At 69.5% G+C, this 13,890-nt stretch carries 14 protein-coding genes; 8 read left to right on the top strand and 6 right to left on the bottom strand.

Features of this window, described 5'->3' with window-relative positions; translation table 11 throughout:
* The first annotated feature begins 23 nt into the window (after nucleotides 1-23).
* The 6 genes from maiA (at nucleotide 24) to AC5LXX_RS24925 (ending at nucleotide 4,632) form a co-directional block, all read left to right on the top strand.
* The gene (gene maiA / locus AC5LXX_RS24950) at nucleotides 24-665 is read left to right on the top strand and encodes a maleylacetoacetate isomerase (protein ID WP_493411377.1); all 642 of its coding nucleotides are present in this window, start codon (nucleotides 24-26) and stop codon (nucleotides 663-665) included.
* A gap of 19 nt (nucleotides 666-684) precedes the next feature.
* Nucleotides 685-1,893: a 3-hydroxybenzoate 6-monooxygenase gene (locus AC5LXX_RS24945; RefSeq protein ID WP_493411376.1), complete on the top strand. Its 1,209-nt coding sequence runs from the start codon at nucleotides 685-687 to the stop codon at nucleotides 1,891-1,893.
* An 81-nt stretch (nucleotides 1,894-1,974) separates the two neighbouring features.
* Nucleotides 1,975-3,336, top strand: coding sequence for an MFS transporter (locus AC5LXX_RS24940; RefSeq protein WP_493411375.1), 1,362 nt, complete (start codon nucleotides 1,975-1,977; stop codon nucleotides 3,334-3,336).
* 97 nt (nucleotides 3,337-3,433) lie between these two features.
* Nucleotides 3,434-3,784 carry an ArsR/SmtB family transcription factor gene (locus tag AC5LXX_RS24935; RefSeq protein WP_124448056.1) on the top strand — a complete coding sequence of 117 codons (351 nt, stop codon included), beginning with the start codon at nucleotides 3,434-3,436 and terminating at the stop codon, nucleotides 3,782-3,784.
* The gene (locus tag AC5LXX_RS24930) at nucleotides 3,774-4,208 is read left to right on the top strand and encodes a YeeE/YedE family protein (RefSeq protein WP_493411374.1); all 435 of its coding nucleotides are present in this window, start codon (nucleotides 3,774-3,776) and stop codon (nucleotides 4,206-4,208) included. The genes AC5LXX_RS24935 and AC5LXX_RS24930 overlap by 11 nt, the downstream gene beginning before the upstream one ends.
* A gap of 1 nt (nucleotide 4,209) precedes the next feature.
* Entirely contained in the window at nucleotides 4,210-4,632 is a 423-nt protein-coding gene (locus tag AC5LXX_RS24925) for a DUF6691 family protein (RefSeq protein WP_493411373.1), read from the top strand.
* Between the two features lie 143 nt (nucleotides 4,633-4,775).
* Here the strand turns inward: AC5LXX_RS24925 and AC5LXX_RS24920 are convergent, their stop codons facing one another.
* Nucleotides 4,776-5,126 carry a hypothetical protein gene (locus AC5LXX_RS24920; RefSeq protein WP_493411372.1) on the bottom strand — a complete coding sequence of 117 codons (351 nt, stop codon included), beginning with the start codon at nucleotides 5,124-5,126 and terminating at the stop codon, nucleotides 4,776-4,778.
* 211 nt (nucleotides 5,127-5,337) lie between these two features.
* Here AC5LXX_RS24920 and AC5LXX_RS24915 point away from each other — a divergent pair, with 211 nt between their 5' ends.
* Complete coding sequence (locus tag AC5LXX_RS24915) at nucleotides 5,338-6,822, top strand: aminotransferase-like domain-containing protein (protein WP_493411371.1); 1,485 nt, start codon at nucleotides 5,338-5,340, stop codon at nucleotides 6,820-6,822.
* A gap of 81 nt (nucleotides 6,823-6,903) precedes the next feature.
* Here AC5LXX_RS24915 and AC5LXX_RS24910 read toward each other — a convergent pair whose 3' ends face one another.
* The 3 genes from AC5LXX_RS24910 to AC5LXX_RS24900 form a co-directional block, all read right to left on the bottom strand.
* Nucleotides 6,904-7,179 (bottom strand): CppA family protein, encoded by a 276-nt coding sequence (locus AC5LXX_RS24910; RefSeq protein WP_034191604.1) that lies wholly within the window; start codon nucleotides 7,177-7,179, stop codon nucleotides 6,904-6,906.
* Between the two features lie 96 nt (nucleotides 7,180-7,275).
* Entirely contained in the window at nucleotides 7,276-8,589 is a 1,314-nt protein-coding gene (locus AC5LXX_RS24905) for a cytochrome-c peroxidase (protein ID WP_493413408.1), read from the bottom strand.
* 68 nt (nucleotides 8,590-8,657) lie between these two features.
* On the bottom strand, nucleotides 8,658-10,121 hold the full coding sequence (locus AC5LXX_RS24900) for a metallophosphoesterase family protein (RefSeq protein WP_493411370.1): 1,464 nt from the start codon (nucleotides 10,119-10,121) through the stop codon (nucleotides 8,658-8,660).
* A gap of 178 nt (nucleotides 10,122-10,299) precedes the next feature.
* On the opposite strand from AC5LXX_RS24900, the gene AC5LXX_RS24895 reads away from it, so the two are divergent.
* Complete coding sequence (locus AC5LXX_RS24895; RefSeq protein ID WP_493411369.1) at nucleotides 10,300-11,148, top strand: class I SAM-dependent methyltransferase; 849 nt, start codon at nucleotides 10,300-10,302, stop codon at nucleotides 11,146-11,148.
* Between the two features lie 101 nt (nucleotides 11,149-11,249).
* Here AC5LXX_RS24895 and AC5LXX_RS24890 read toward each other — a convergent pair whose 3' ends face one another.
* Together AC5LXX_RS24890 and AC5LXX_RS24885 are read right to left on the bottom strand one after the other, a co-directional pair.
* Nucleotides 11,250-11,561 carry a hypothetical protein gene (locus AC5LXX_RS24890; protein WP_493403359.1) on the bottom strand — a complete coding sequence of 104 codons (312 nt, stop codon included), beginning with the start codon at nucleotides 11,559-11,561 and terminating at the stop codon, nucleotides 11,250-11,252.
* A 61-nt stretch (nucleotides 11,562-11,622) separates the two neighbouring features.
* A complete protein-coding gene (locus AC5LXX_RS24885) occupies nucleotides 11,623-13,644 on the bottom strand; it encodes a BCCT family transporter (RefSeq protein ID WP_493411368.1) in 2,022 nt (673 codons plus the stop codon).
* Nucleotides 13,645-13,890 lie beyond the last annotated feature (246 nt).

Genomic DNA, 13,890 nt, shown 5'->3' with positions numbered 1-13,890 from the left:
CGCTTGCCCCGAAAGGTCACATCGTGCAACTGCATAGCTTCTTCAACAGTTCGACATCCTACCGGGTGCGCATCGCGCTCGCGCTGAAAGGGTTGCCGTACGACACGCTGCCCGTGAATATCCGCACCGGCGAGCATCGCGACGCCGCTTACGTCGCGCAGGTGAATCCATCGGCGGCGGTGCCGGCGCTGGTCGACGGCGATTTCCGTCTCGGCCAGTCGCTCGCGATCCTCGATTACCTCGACCAGATCCAGCCGACGCCTCGCCTGATTCCGCTCGAACCGCGCCGCCGGGCACGCGTGCTGGAACTGGCCGCGCTGATCGCGTGCGACATCCACCCCGTCAACAACCTGCGCGTGCTGCGCTATCTCGACAGCGCGCTGAAGGTCACGCCGCAGCAGAAGACCGCGTGGTACCGCCACTGGATCGCGGAAGGGATGGCCGGCGTCGAGCGGCTGCTGGCCCGCGCGGACGAGGGCCCGTGGTGCTTCGGCGCCACGCCGACGCTTGCCGACGTATGCCTCGTGCCGCAGGTCGCGAACGCGTTGCGGATGGATTGCGACCTGAGCGCTTATCCGCGCTGCCTCGCGGTGTTCGAACACGCGCGCCACGAGCCGGCTTTCGACGCCGCGCAGCCGCAGCGGCAACCGGATTACGTCGCATAACACGAAGCAGGAGACAGAGATGGGCGAGACACACAACAACGGCCGGCGCGTACTCGTGATCGGCGGCGGTATCGGCGGGCTGGCGGCGGCTCTGGCGCTCGCGCGCCAGGGCATCCGCGTGAAGCTGCTCGAACAGGCCGGGCAGATCGGCGAGATCGGCGCGGGAATCCAGCTCGCGGCGAACGCATTCAACGCGCTCGACGCGCTGGGTGTCGGCGAGGCCGCACGCGGCCGCGCGGTGTTCACCGACTGGCTGCAACTGATGGATGCGATCGATGCACGCGAGGTCGCGCGCATCGATACGGGCGCCGCGTACCGTGAGCGCTTCGGCAATCCGTATGCGGTGATCCATCGCGCGGACATCCATCTGTCGATCTACGAGGCCGTGAAGGATCACCCGCTGATCGAGTTCCGGACGAGCACGCAGGTGTGCGGCTTCGAGCAGGACGGCAACGGCGTGACCGTGATCGACCAGCATGGCGAACGCTATCGTGCCGATGCGGTGATCGGCTGCGACGGCGTGAAATCCGCGATCCGTCAGGCGCTGATCGGCGATGAACATCGCGTGACGGGCCACGTCGTGTATCGCGCGGTGGTCGACGTCGACCACATGCCGAAGGATCTGCAGATCAATGCGCCGGTCGTGTGGGCCGGCCCGCATTGCCATCTCGTTCACTATCCGCTGCGCGGCGGGCGGCAGTACAACCTCGTCGTCACGTTCCACAGCCGCGAGCAGGAAACCTGGGGCGTGCGCGAGGGCAGCAAGGAAGAAGTGCTGTCGTACTTCGACGGCATTCATCCGCTGCCGAAGCAGATGCTCGACCGGCCGACGTCTTGGAAGCGCTGGGCGACCGCCGACCGCGATCCGGTCGAGCGCTGGAGCGCGGGCCGCGCGACGGTGCTCGGCGACGCCGCGCATCCGATGACGCAGTACATCGCGCAGGGCGCATGCCAGGCGCTCGAGGATGCGGTGACGCTCGGCGCAGCCGTTGCACGGACCGACGGCGATTTCGAGGCGGCGTTCGCGCTGTACGAGCGCGTGCGGATTCCGCGTACCGCGCGCGTGCTGTATTCGGCCCGGGAAATGGGGCGGATCTATCACGCGCAAGGCGTCGAGCGGCAGGTGCGCAACGGGCTCTGGGTCGGCCGCACGCAGGCGCGGTTCTACGACGCGCTCGACTGGCTGCACGGCTGGCGCGCGGAGGATTGCCTGAAGACGGTCGCGTAACGCATCCGTTCAGCCCGAATCCGGCGGCGCGCATTTCAACGACATACGACGCGCGACCGCCTTCCTGGAGGAGACACCATCATGGCCGATACGCTGTCCATCGACGTCAGCGAATGGATCGACCGGCATCGCGTGGCGCCGTTTCAGGCCGCGATCGTCGTTCTGTGCTTTCTGATCGTCGCGATCGATGGGTTCGACACCGCATCGATCGGTTTCATCGCGCCCGTCATTCGTGCGGAATGGGGCTTGTCGCCCGCGCAGCTGGCGCCCGTGTTCGGCGCGGGGCTGGCCGGGCTGATGGCCGGCGCGCTCGTGTTCGGGCCGTTCGGCGACCGGTTCGGCCGCAAGCGCCTGCTGCTCGCGTGCGTGGCGTGCTTCGGCATCGCGAGTGCCGCGTCGGCAAGCGCGGGCGGCCCGGCCGAGCTGATCGTGTGGCGCTTCCTGACCGGCCTCGGGCTCGGCGGCGCGATGCCCAACGCGATCACGCTGACGTCCGAATACTGCCCGGCGCGCCGCCGCTCGCTGCTGGTGACGACGATGTTCTGCGGCTTCACGATCGGCTCCGCGCTCGGCGGGCTCGCCGCCGCGTCGCTGATCGAGCATCACGGCTGGCGCTCGGTGCTCGTGGTCGGCGGCGCCGCGCCGCTGCTGCTCCTGCCGGTGCTCGCCTGGCGGCTGCCGGAATCGGTGCGCTATCTCGTCAACCGCAACGCGCCAGCCGCGCGGATCGCGGCGATGCTCGGCCGCATCGCGCCGGATCCGCACCTCGCGCACGCATCGTTCGTCGCGCCGGGCGGCAAGCCGGCCGGGTCGCCGCTCGGCCGGCTGTTCGATGCCGACCTGCTGCGCGGCACGTTGCTGCTGTGGCTGACGTTCTTCATGAGCCTGCTCGTCATCTACCTGCTGTCGAGCTGGCTGCCGACGCTGCTGCGCACGACCGGTGCAACGCTGCAGACAGCCGCGCGCGTGACCGCGATGTTCCAGGTCGGCGGCACGCTCGGCGCGATCGTCCTCGGCGGGCTGATGGATCGCTTCGACCCGCATCGCGTATTGGCCTGCAGCTATGCGGCGGCCGGCCTCTTCGTCGCGGCGATCGGCGTGTTTGCCGCGTCGCCGTGGGGGGCCGCGCTGGCCGTGTTCGCGGCCGGTTTCTGCGTGTCGGGTTCGCAGGTCGGCGCGAATGCGCTGTCGGCCGCGTTCTATCCGACGGCGTGCCGGACCACCGGCGTGAGCTGGGCGAACGGGATCGGCCGTGGCGGTTCGGTCGTCGGATCGATGGCGGGTGGCGCGATGCTGGCGATGGGCGTGCCGCTGTCGACCGCGTTTGCCGTCGTGGCCGCACCGTGCGCGATTGCGGCGATCGCGGTGCTGGTGCTTGGCATGGTGCGCGCCGAAGCGGCGCGGGCGGCGGGTGTCGATGGCGTGGCGGGCGAGCAGGCCTGAGCGAGGGCGGGCGGCAGCGGCGTCAGCGGACGCGCGGCGGGATGCAATATTATATAAATTTATATAATATTGATTCGTTAATTGAAATCCTGCCCCGATGAACGATGCTCTTCCCGCCGGGTTGCCCGAGCCCGATCAGATGCGCGCCGCCGCCGAATCGGCCTGCGCGCTCCTCAAGGTGCTGTCGAATCCCGACCGGCTGCTGCTGCTGTGCGAGCTGTCGCAGGGCGAGCGCTGCGTCAGCGATCTCGAAACGCGGCTGGACATCCGCCAGCCGACGCTGTCGCAGCAGCTCGGCGTGTTGCGGGACAACGCGCTGGTCCGTACGCGCCGCGACGGCAAGAACATCCACTATTCGCTCGACAGCCCGGCCGTGATCGCGGTGATGGGCGTGCTGTACGAACAGTTCTGCGGCGCGGCCGCGAAGGGGGCGCGCGATGCAGCTTGATGCGCTTCATTTCACGCCGTGGCTGTCGCTGGCCGGCGGCGTGCTGATCGGGCTCGCGGCCGCGTGGCTCATCGCGTTCAACGGCCGGATTGCCGGCATCAGCGGGATCGTCGGCGGTTTGTTGACGGCGGGGGCGGGCGAGCGCGACTGGCGCATCGCGTTCGTCGGCGGGATGATCGTCGCGCCGGTCGTGATGCGGGTCGCCGGAGCCGGGCTGACGCCGCAGGTCGACGCGGGCTGGCCTGAATTGCTGGTGGCCGGCCTGCTGGTCGGCATCGGCACGCGGTACGCGGGCGGCTGCACGAGCGGCCACGGCGTGTGCGGGATGTCGCGCGGTGCGCTGCGCTCGGTGGTCGCGACGGCGACCTTCATGGTCGCGGGCTTCGTGACCGTCTTCGTGCGGCTGCACGTGGTGGGAGGCTGACATGCAGGCAGGATTCGCGTTTCTGGGCGGGCTGCTGTTCGGCGTCGGCCTCATCGTGTCGGGCATGGCCAATCCGCAGAAGGTGCTCGGCTTTCTCGACCTGGCCGGCCGCTGGGATCCGTCGCTCGCGTTCGTGATGGCCGGCGCGACGGGCGTGGCCGTGTTCGCGTTCGCGTGGGCGAAGCGCCGGACGCTGTCGTGGCTTGGCCTGCCGATCCGGTTGCCGGCGGGGCGGGCAATCACCGTGCGCCTGGTTGCAGGCAGTGCGGTGTTCGGCATCGGCTGGGGGATGGCGGGGTTCTGTCCGGGGCCCGCGATCGTATCGATCGGCTTCGGGTCGGCCAAGGGGATCGCGTTCGTTGTCGCGATGCTGGCCGGGATGGCGATTTTCGAATGGGTCGAGCGGCGCCGGAACGCGCATTGAGGTGACGGCCGCCGCATGCCGGGCTGGTGGCGGCGGCCGTGGTGGCGTCTGCGGCTAAGGATGGCAGGAGCAGGATGCGTTCGTCAGTTGTTGCGATGATGGGCGGCTGTCCGGCGTTTGCCGCGACGTAGCAAGTCGCGATATCAGGAATGCTCCCGCACGTGATGGCCACCGCGCACTCGCCCTGACAGCCGGCCCAGGATTCCGCGCCACGCCCCGAGCAAGCCTCTCGGGTTTGCAGGCGCCACGACCGTCGTACTGACCACGCCGGAACCGCCGGCCGACAACGCCACGTGGCCGGCCGTCTCGAATGTCAGACATTCGCCTTCGTCGAGCACGCGACGGATGTATTGCGGCGCGTCGGGCAGCCAGTCGAGCCCGCCGTGACGCAACGTGACTGCAAGCGCACCGTCCAGCACGATCACCTGGCTGCCCTTGTCGAACCACGCAAAGTGGCTTTGCCCGGCGTCGAGCCGGATGTGTTGCGTCCGCATGGCGATTCCTTTTCCCGGTTGCTCCGGTTGCGCGGCCTCGCGATGGCGAAGCGATAGCGTGCAATCAGGTTAGGGAAACAGGTGCGGACACGACAGATCCAGGGGACGGGAATCTGTTGCGGTGCAGGCGGCGATTTCGTATTGCTGTATCGGTGGGTTTTCTCCCGATCTGTATCTGGCGTGCGCTTGGCGGCGCGGGCACGATCGTCCGATGACGCCTTTTGCCAACGCATCCCGCACGCCATTGCCGCTGGACGGTGAGCCGCTTTACGAACGGCTCGCCGAGCATTACCGCCGCATCATCGCGGCCGGCACGCTGTCGCCCGGCGACCGGATGCCGTCGGTGCGCGCGTTCATGGCGCAGCACGGCGTAAGCCTGTCGACCGCGACCCAGGCGTTCCGGCGGCTCGAGGATACGGGCTGGTGCGAGGCCAGGCCGCGCTCGGGCTACTTCGTGCGGCGCCGCGCGGCGGCTGCACTCGCCACGCTGCCGGAAAGCGACGGGCCGCCGTTGCGCGTCGAGCCGCCGTTCGCGGGCCTGCATGAACGCGTGTCGCACGTGATCGACCGCGCGAACGCGGTGACCGACGCGTTGAATCTCGGCGGCGCGTCCGCGCTCGCCACGCTGTATCCGGCTGACCGCCTGCAGGCGCTGGCGATCCGGCTGCTGCGACGCAAGCCCACGTTGCTGACCGATGCGGGGCCCGGCGGCGGTTCGCCCGAATTTCGGCAGACGATGGCCAAACGCGCGCTGTCGTACGGCGTGGCGGTGACACCGGATGACGTGTTGTCGACGAGCGGCGGCGTCGATGCCGTGAATCTCGCGTTGCGCGCGGTGGCGCGCCCCGGCGACACGATCGCGATCGAATCGCCGGCCTTCTTCGGCCTGATCCAGTTGCTCGAAAGTCTCGGCCTGCGTGCGCTCGAAATCCCGGCGAGCCCGACGACCGGGCTGTCGATCGAGGCGCTTGAAGTGGCGCTGGCCGCGTATCCGGACATTCGGGCCGTGGTCGTCGTGCCGAACCTGCAGAACCCGCTCGGCTGTGTGATGCCGGACGAGCGCAAGGCCGCGCTCGTCGCGCTGTGCTCGCGCCACGGTGTGGCCGTGATCGAGGACGAGCCGTATCGCGAACTCGTCGAAGGGCCACAGACGGTCAAGCCGGTCAAGGCATGGGACCGCGATGGCACGGTGATCTACTGCCCGTCGTTCAACAAGGTACTGGCGCCCGGAATGCGGCTCGGCTGGATGAGCGCGGGGCGCTGGCAGGCGCGCGTGAGGATGCTGAAGTTCGCACAAAGCCGGCACAACGCTGCGCTGCTGCAGGCCGTGGCCGCCGAATTCGTCGGCTCGGGGGCGTTCGACCGCCACCTGCACCGGTTTCGTGCGCAATTGCGCGTGCAGCGCGACGTGACGATCGACGCGATCGCGCGACATTTCCCGGCCGGCACGCGGATGAACCAGCCGCAGGGCGGGATGCTGCTGTGGATCGCATTGCCGGACGGCGTGCGCTCCGAGGCGCTGTTCGATGCCGCGCTGGCGCAGCGGATCAGGATCGCACCCGGTTCGATCTTCTCGAATTCCGACCGCTTCGACGGCTATATCCGGCTGGCCTGCACGCGCGTGTTCGATGCGGCGCACGAAGCGGCGTTCGAAACGCTCGGCCGCCTCGTACGGGAAGCCACGGCGGCAGCGTAAGCGCAGCGGCGGCCGGCCGGACTGGCGAATACGCGGGCGCGGCGGCTTGCCGACGCGCCGCCGCGGCAAGCCGCCGCCATTTCATCGGCTGGCCGAGTGCGTGGCGAGGTGCTGGCGGATCAGCGACAGGTAACGATCGCCGACCGAGAAATCGCGTGCGGCGCGCGGACGGTCGGCCTGGCGCAGCGTGGCCGGCGCGCTCATGCCCAGATACCGGCATACGGCGGACGGGAAGGGCTTGCGCGTATGCCCGAGCTGGCGAGCCGCGCGCTCGACGCGGGCATCGCCGACCTGGGCGCGAAGCCATGCCAGCACTTGGCGATCGGCTTCGTTGACGATACGGACCAGATGTTCCATCGCGCACCTCACTGTTCATAAATACAGTACTGTAAATATAACCAGTGTTTGCGCCGACCGCAAGCGGATGCCGATGCGATTGGCCATCCGGCCGGGTCAACGCGCCGGTGTGGTGGTTCGCGCGATCCGGGCGACGGGGGCGACGGGGGCCGCAACCGCCGTATATCGCGCGTCGGTCAGCGTGCCGAGGAACGCGACGATGTCGTCGATTTCCGCGTCGGTCAGCGCGGGCGGCGTCCCGGGCCGGCGGTTCATCGGCGTCGAGTTGGCGTTGATGTTGCCGCGATAGGCGGCCGGCACGTCGTCGAACGTGTTGGCGCCGTGGTACCAGAATCCGGGATCGGTCGAGCGCGTGTTGTAGAACGCGACCGCGTCGCGCAGCGTCGTGAACACGCCGTTGTGCATGAACGTCTGCTTGACCGCGACGTTGCGCAGCCCCGGCGTGCGCAGGTAGCCGCACCACTGCGTCGGCTCGGGCCAGCGCAGCCGGCGCGCGGTGTCGCACAGTCCGTTGTCGAAATGGCGCGGATCGCGGTTCGCCGGCAGCGCACGGTTGCGCGGCACCGCGATCGCGTCGTAGCCGAAATCGGTGAACAGCGAGCGTTCCGGGCGGCTCGACGTGTCCGACAGCGTATGGCAGGTCATGCAGTTGCCCTTGTCCGGATTCCGGAACAGCGCGAGGCCGCGCATCTCGGCCGGCGCGAGCGGCTTGCGGGTACGCAGGAACGCGTCGAAGCGCGACGTGAACGGCGCCATTTCGTCGCTCTGCAGATACGCCTCGACGGCCGAACCGAGCGCGCGCACCAGTTGCTCGGGATCGCGCCGCACCGGCGCACCGAAGCGCGCGGCGAGATCCGGCGCGAGTTCGGTCGCATCGACCTTGCGCAGCAGCGCGGCCGGCGACCGGTTGTTCATCTCGTTCGGATCGAACAGCGGCCCGCGAATCTGCTCGGCGAGCGTATCCGCGCGGCCGTCGCTGAACAGGCCGCCGAACGGCGACGGCGCGGGCGCGTCGTCGTCCTGGTAGAAGTGGCGGCGCGGCACGTAGCGCACATAGAGCAGCGACGGCGCGTTGCGCCGGCTGAAGCGCCCGGGCCGGCTGCCTTCCGGCACGCCGGGGCCGGCGAGCGACGCAGCCGACAGCGTCGGCGCGAACGCGCGGCCCGGATCGTGGCAGCCCGCGCACGACATGCCGCGCGGCTCGGACAGCCGCGGGTCGAAGAAGATCCGGCGGCCGAGCGCGACGAGCGTCGGGTCGGGCGCGAAGCGTGCGGTGGCCGCATCGATCTTGCCCGTTACCTGTGGCGTGCCGTTGCCGATCGTGCCGACGACGCGCGACGGCGGCGCGCCGGGGAGCAGTACCGTTTCGGCCGGCGCGGCGTGGGCCGCGAGCGCCAGACCGGCGAGCAGCGTGGCCGCAAGCGTGTGCCGCAATTGCCGGCCGCGCACCGCGCGGCCGTTGCATCGAACGCCTTCACTCACGGCGCGATGAACCCCGTCTTGTCGCAGGCGAGCGTCGTGCCCGACTGGTCGCACGACGCGAGCAGCTTGCCGGCCGCCGAGTACGCATGGAACACCCAGCCCGTCGCGGGCGCCGCGCGGCGTTCCATGATCAGGAAGCCGAAGCTGTTGTTGTGCGACAGCCGCTCGATCACGGCGCCCGGCGCGGGCGTCAGGCCGGCCGGGAACGGGTCGGGCAGCGCGACGTCGAGGTTGTCGCCGCCGTTGCCGGACACGATCGTCGCCGGGTGCCCGGACGAGAAGTTGATCGCCTGGAAGTCGTGTACGTGGCCGTGCAGCGCGACGTGCACGCCCGGCGGGTAGTAGGCCTGCGCGTTGAGGCTCGACATCACCGACTGCAGCGCGAGGTTGCCCGGCGCGGGCGTGCTGCCGGCGATCGGCGCGAACGCGAGGATCGGGTGATGGTTCGTGAAGATCGTCGTCGTCATGCCGGCCTTCGACGCGAGCGACGCGACGGTCTGGAACTGCTTCTGGTAGATGCCGAATTGCGCGTCGGTCGTCTTGAGCGGCGTGCGGCCGACCTTCGCGGTGTCGAACACGATGACCTGCGAGCCGCCGCCGAGCGACACCGCATAGGGTTCCGAATAGTTCGCGTTGTTGTCGTTGGCCGGATCGTCGCACGAGCGGGCGGCCGAATACGGGCGCGGGTCGAGGAAGCGGAACCAGCCCTGGCCCGCGCGTGCGCATTCCTCGTGGTTGCCGCGCACGACGACCCACGGCGCCTTCGCGAGCAATGGCGCGGCCGGGCGGAACAGGTCGGCTTGCCACGTATCCCAGCCGTAGCCCCACGGGCTGTTCTTGCAGCCGGCGATATCCGGCGGGCAGGCGTTCTCGCGATAGTGGTAGTCGCCGACGTGCAGCACGAGATCGGGCGACAGCTTCGCGACGCTGGCCGCGATCGTGTCGAGCGGCCACACCGCTGCATCGTTGCACGCCTGCCATGCGTTGTCGGCCTTCTTCATCCGGCAGCCCGTGTCGGCGATGATCGCGATGCGCTGCGGCTGCGCTTTCGGCAGCGGCAGCGTGCGGCCCGCGACGCTTGCCGCCTGCGCGCCGCCCGGCAGCGTCGTTTCGCACACGGAAACCGGGAAGCTCGACGGTTTCGAATCGGCCGGATCGCTGGCGGTCGGCCGCTGGGCCGGCGTGGCGGCGCCCGCGCGCAGCGCCATGCGCGACAGCTTGCCGTCGACGGTCAGTTGCGGGCACAGCGGATCGCTGGCCGACGCGGGCGTGTAGTTCGAGATGACGCGCGCGATCGCCTGGTTCGCATCGCCGATCTCGACCCATGCGGCCTGGACGTTGACCGATGCGCTGGCCGGATCGTCCGGCGTATCGATGTGATTCGAGCACGCGGACAGCGCGGCGAGGGCAACAAGGGGCGCGCAGCGCACGAGCTGGGCGCGCGTGAGGAATCGTCGCATGGGAGGCACCGTAGGAAAGTCGTCAACGATACGCAGCGTGAATGTAAGAAATGTGAAAAAACAGCGTGCGACACGGTTCTCGCTCATGGGCAGGCATCGCTGCCGGGGGCTTGACCTCAAGCTGGCTTGAAGCAGCACAGTCCGGTGCATCATCCATGAACCAGAAGGAGAATCGACGATGGAAGCCAACCGGCCCAACGAAGCGCAATCCGCGCTATGGAACGGCCCGTCGGGGCGCGCATGGGTGGACGCGCAGGCGCCGATGGACCGGATGTTCGAACCGTTCGAGACGCTGCTCGCCGACGCGGCGGCCGCATCGTCCGCGCGCAGCGTGCTCGACGTCGGCTGCGGCACGGGGGCGGTCACGCTCGCGATCGCGCGGCGGCTCGGCGCGGATGCGCACTGCACGGGCATCGACATCTCGGCGCGGATGATCGACGCCGCGCGGGCGCGCGCCGAACGCTGCGGCGTGCCCGCCCGCTTCGTGTGCGCGGACGTGCAGACGCATGCGTTCGAGCCCGCGAGTGTCGACCTGATCGTGTCGCGTCTTGGCGTGATGTTCTTCGACGATCCGGTTCGCGCATTCGCGAACCTGCGGCAAGCGGCGCGGCCGGACGCGCTGATGCGGTTCGTCGCATGGCGCAGCGCGGCCGAGAACCCGTTCATGACGACGGCCGAGCGGGCGGCTGCACCATTGCTGCCGAACTTGCCCGCCCGGCAACCCGGTGCGCCGGGTCAGTTCGCGTTCGGCGACCGGCAGCGGATTGCGGCGGCATTGTCGGACAGCGGCTGGGCCGACGTCGCGATCGAGCCGGTCGACAGGGCGTGCGTGTTGCCCGAGCCTGCGCTGGACGACTACATCGCGCGGCTGGGCCCGGTGGGCCTTGCGTTGTTGGAGACGGACGAAGCGACGCGGCGGCGCGTGGTCGATGCGGTGCGTGCCGCGTTCGAGCGTTACGTGCACGGCGCGGAGGTGCGCTTCGATGCGGCGTGCTGGCTCGTGACGGCGCGCGTGCCGTCGGCGTGACGTAGTGGCGACAAGACGGCGTCGGGCGCATGGTCGCGCGCCGGTCCGCTCGCGCGCTGCCGTTCACGCGTGAGGAAACCGCGCCGCGCGATGCGTGCGTGTCAGCGTTTCCTCGCGCGCAGCATCAACCACGCGCAACCGCCGGCCACCAGCGCGAGGCCGAGCAGGACGGCCTCGACGCCGAGCGCGAAACCGGGCGGCATTTCACCGGTGTCCGGCACGGGCGACAGGTTGCCGCCCATTGCGACGGCGCCGCCCGACAGCAGTGCCATGCAGACGATCCAGTAGATCTTGCCGCGCGGCGCCGCGGCGCGGATTCGCCACATCGCGATGCCGGCGCCGCCGAGATACAGCAGCGCGAGCGTGCCGAGCGCGACGAGGTCGGCGGAGCGGCTTTGCAGGAGTGCGTTCATCGCGACGCTCCGTCGGGCGTGGCGGGGCGATACGGCGAAACGACGCGTGCCGCGCAAGTACTCATTCGGCCTCCGTCGCATGTCCGGGCGCACGGCTCAGCAGATGCGTCCGTGAGTCGGCGGCGAGCGACACGTAGCGTTCGTACTGGCGCAGCACGTCGGCGATCACCTCGTCGCCGCGCAGGTATTCGACGTCGTAGCCGAGCCGGCCGTCTTCGAAGAACGTGACGATCCCGTACACGTGCTCGCGGGCCGCATCGGGCTCGGCAGCCTCGCGCACGAGGAACGCAGCCGTGGATTTCGCCGTCACGCGCACGCCGTACACGAAGTCGCGATGCTCGGCGGTCGGCACGGTGAGCCGCACCGCATCGTCGCTGTCGCGCCGCACGAGCGCATCGACGCCGCTCGCGCGCAGCTCGTCGGCGACCTTGCGCAGCGCGGGCTCGACCGTTTCCGCGACGCACTGGCGCGCCTCGGCCTCGGTCGTCTGCCGCAGGATGTGTGTCAGCCGGTGGCGCCAGTGCTGGCCGGTCCAGAAGCTCGTCGCGGGTGCGACATCCTGCGAATAGTGCGCGCGGTCGGCCGCGAGCCCGCGCCATAGCCCGTAGCACAGCGCGAGCATGATGATCGCGACCGGCAGCGCGGCGATCAGCGTCATCGCCTGCAGCGCGCCAAGCCCGCCGGCGACGAGCAGCACCGCGGCCGTCACGCCGAGCAGCGCGGCCCAGAACAGCCGCTGCCACACGGGCGAGTGCGCGTTGCCGCGCGTCGCGATCTGGTCGATCACGAACGCGCCGGAATCGGCGGACGTGACGAAGAACACCGCGATCAGCACGATCGCGGCGATCGACAGCAGTTGCGGGAACGGCAGGAAATCGAAGAAGCGGAACAGCAGCGCATCGACGTTGGCGGCCGTCTGCGCGAGCGCGCCGGCCGCGCCGTGTGTATCGAGCCAGATCGCGCTGTTGCCGAACACGGTCATCCACACGAGGTTGAACGCGGTCGGCACGAGCAGCACGCCGATCACGAACTGGCGGATCGTGCGGCCGCGCGAAATGCGCGCGATGAACATGCCGACGAACGGCGACCACGACACCCACCATGCCCAGTAGAGGATCGTCCAGCCGCCGAACCAGCCTTCCTCGCGCGGCGGCGCGTACGCATAGGTGCGGAACGACAGCTCGACGAGATGCGACAGGTACTGGCCGATGTTGTCGCCGAGCGCGCGGAACAGGAACAGCGTCGGGCCCGCGACGACCACGAAGGCGAGCAGCAGGAACGCGAGCAGCAGGTTCAGCTCGGACAGCCGTCGCACGCCCTTGTCGAGGCCCGTCGCGGCCGACACGCCGGCGAGGATCACGACGACCGCGACGAGCCCGATGCGGAACACGTTGCTGCCGGTGTCCCAGCCGCCGACCGTTTGCAGGCCCGCGCTCAGCTGCATCACGCCGTAGCCGAGCGTCGTCGCGATGCCGGCGACCGTGCCGACCAGCGCGAACGCGTCGACGGTGTGGCCGATCCAGCCGTTGATGCGCTCGCGCAGCACCGGGTACAGCCCCGAGCGCAGCGTCAGCGGCAGGTTGTAGCGAAAGCCGAAGTACGCGAGCACGAGCCCCATCAGCCCGTAGATCGCCCACGCATGGAAGCCCCAGTGGAAGAAGGTCATCAGCATCGCTTCCTGCCCGGCGGCGGGCGTGCCGGGGTCGGCGGTCGGCGGCTTCAGGAAATGCTGCATCGGCTCGCCGACGCCGAAGTACATGAGGCCGATGCCCATGCCTGCCGCGAACAGCATGGCCGTCCACGAGACGAAGCTGAATTCGGGTTCGGCATCGTCGGGGCCGAGGCGGATGTTGCCGAAGCCACTGGCGGCGATCAGCACGAGAAACACGAGGAAGCCGGTGACGGCGAGCACGTAGAACCAGTCGAAGCGTGCGATGACCCATTGCTGGCCGGCGGAGAACAGCGCGCCGGCTTCGCTCGGGCGCAGTGCGCACACGACGAGCAGCGCGCCGATCACGGCGAGTGCGGGCAGGACGACCTGAGGCTTGAACGTCGTGCGGGGCGAGGGGCGGGAATCCGGCATGGCGGGCATCCAGTTGTGGGCGCAACGAGGCGCGACGCCGTCCGGCGCGCACGTCGCGCGTCGGACCCTGGTACGGCGTGCGTCGAGTGTACCGCGGTGTCAGGACTGCAAGAAGGGGCATGCAGAAGGGATCAACCTGACGAATTGTAAGGTATCGGGGCGATCGAGAAAACCGGCGCGGTTCGCCGGGTGGACTGGCGGCGTGCGAAAAACGCCGTGGCGAACGTCCATCTGGCGCCCGGACGG

The organism is Burkholderia torrens, from assembly GCF_984668525.1.
This window is presented reverse-complemented; position numbering and strand designations above follow the sequence as displayed.

What these genes read in the sequence shown, in the direction of transcription:
- AC5LXX_RS24925 (WP_493411373.1), top strand. Translation starts at nt 4,210, where the DNA reads ATGCAGGCAGGATTCGCGTTTCTGGGCGGGCTGCTGTTCGGCGTCGGC.
- AC5LXX_RS24890 (WP_493403359.1), bottom strand. Translation starts at nt 11,561, where the DNA reads ATGAACGCACTCCTGCAAAGCCGCTCCGCCGACCTCGTCGCGCTCGGC.
- AC5LXX_RS24915 (WP_493411371.1), top strand. Translation starts at nt 5,338, where the DNA reads ATGACGCCTTTTGCCAACGCATCCCGCACGCCATTGCCGCTGGACGGT.
- AC5LXX_RS24920 (WP_493411372.1), bottom strand. Translation starts at nt 5,126, where the DNA reads ATGCGGACGCAACACATCCGGCTCGACGCCGGGCAAAGCCACTTTGCG.
- AC5LXX_RS24940 (WP_493411375.1), top strand. Translation starts at nt 1,975, where the DNA reads ATGGCCGATACGCTGTCCATCGACGTCAGCGAATGGATCGACCGGCAT.
- AC5LXX_RS24930 (WP_493411374.1), top strand. Translation starts at nt 3,774, where the DNA reads ATGCAGCTTGATGCGCTTCATTTCACGCCGTGGCTGTCGCTGGCCGGC.
- AC5LXX_RS24885 (WP_493411368.1), bottom strand. Translation starts at nt 13,644, where the DNA reads ATGCCGGATTCCCGCCCCTCGCCCCGCACGACGTTCAAGCCTCAGGTC.
- AC5LXX_RS24895 (WP_493411369.1), top strand. Translation starts at nt 10,300, where the DNA reads ATGGAAGCCAACCGGCCCAACGAAGCGCAATCCGCGCTATGGAACGGC.
- AC5LXX_RS24935 (WP_124448056.1), top strand. Translation starts at nt 3,434, where the DNA reads ATGAACGATGCTCTTCCCGCCGGGTTGCCCGAGCCCGATCAGATGCGC.
- AC5LXX_RS24910 (WP_034191604.1), bottom strand. Translation starts at nt 7,179, where the DNA reads ATGGAACATCTGGTCCGTATCGTCAACGAAGCCGATCGCCAAGTGCTG.
- AC5LXX_RS24900 (WP_493411370.1), bottom strand. Translation starts at nt 10,121, where the DNA reads ATGCGACGATTCCTCACGCGCGCCCAGCTCGTGCGCTGCGCGCCCCTT.
- AC5LXX_RS24945 (WP_493411376.1), top strand. Translation starts at nt 685, where the DNA reads ATGGGCGAGACACACAACAACGGCCGGCGCGTACTCGTGATCGGCGGC.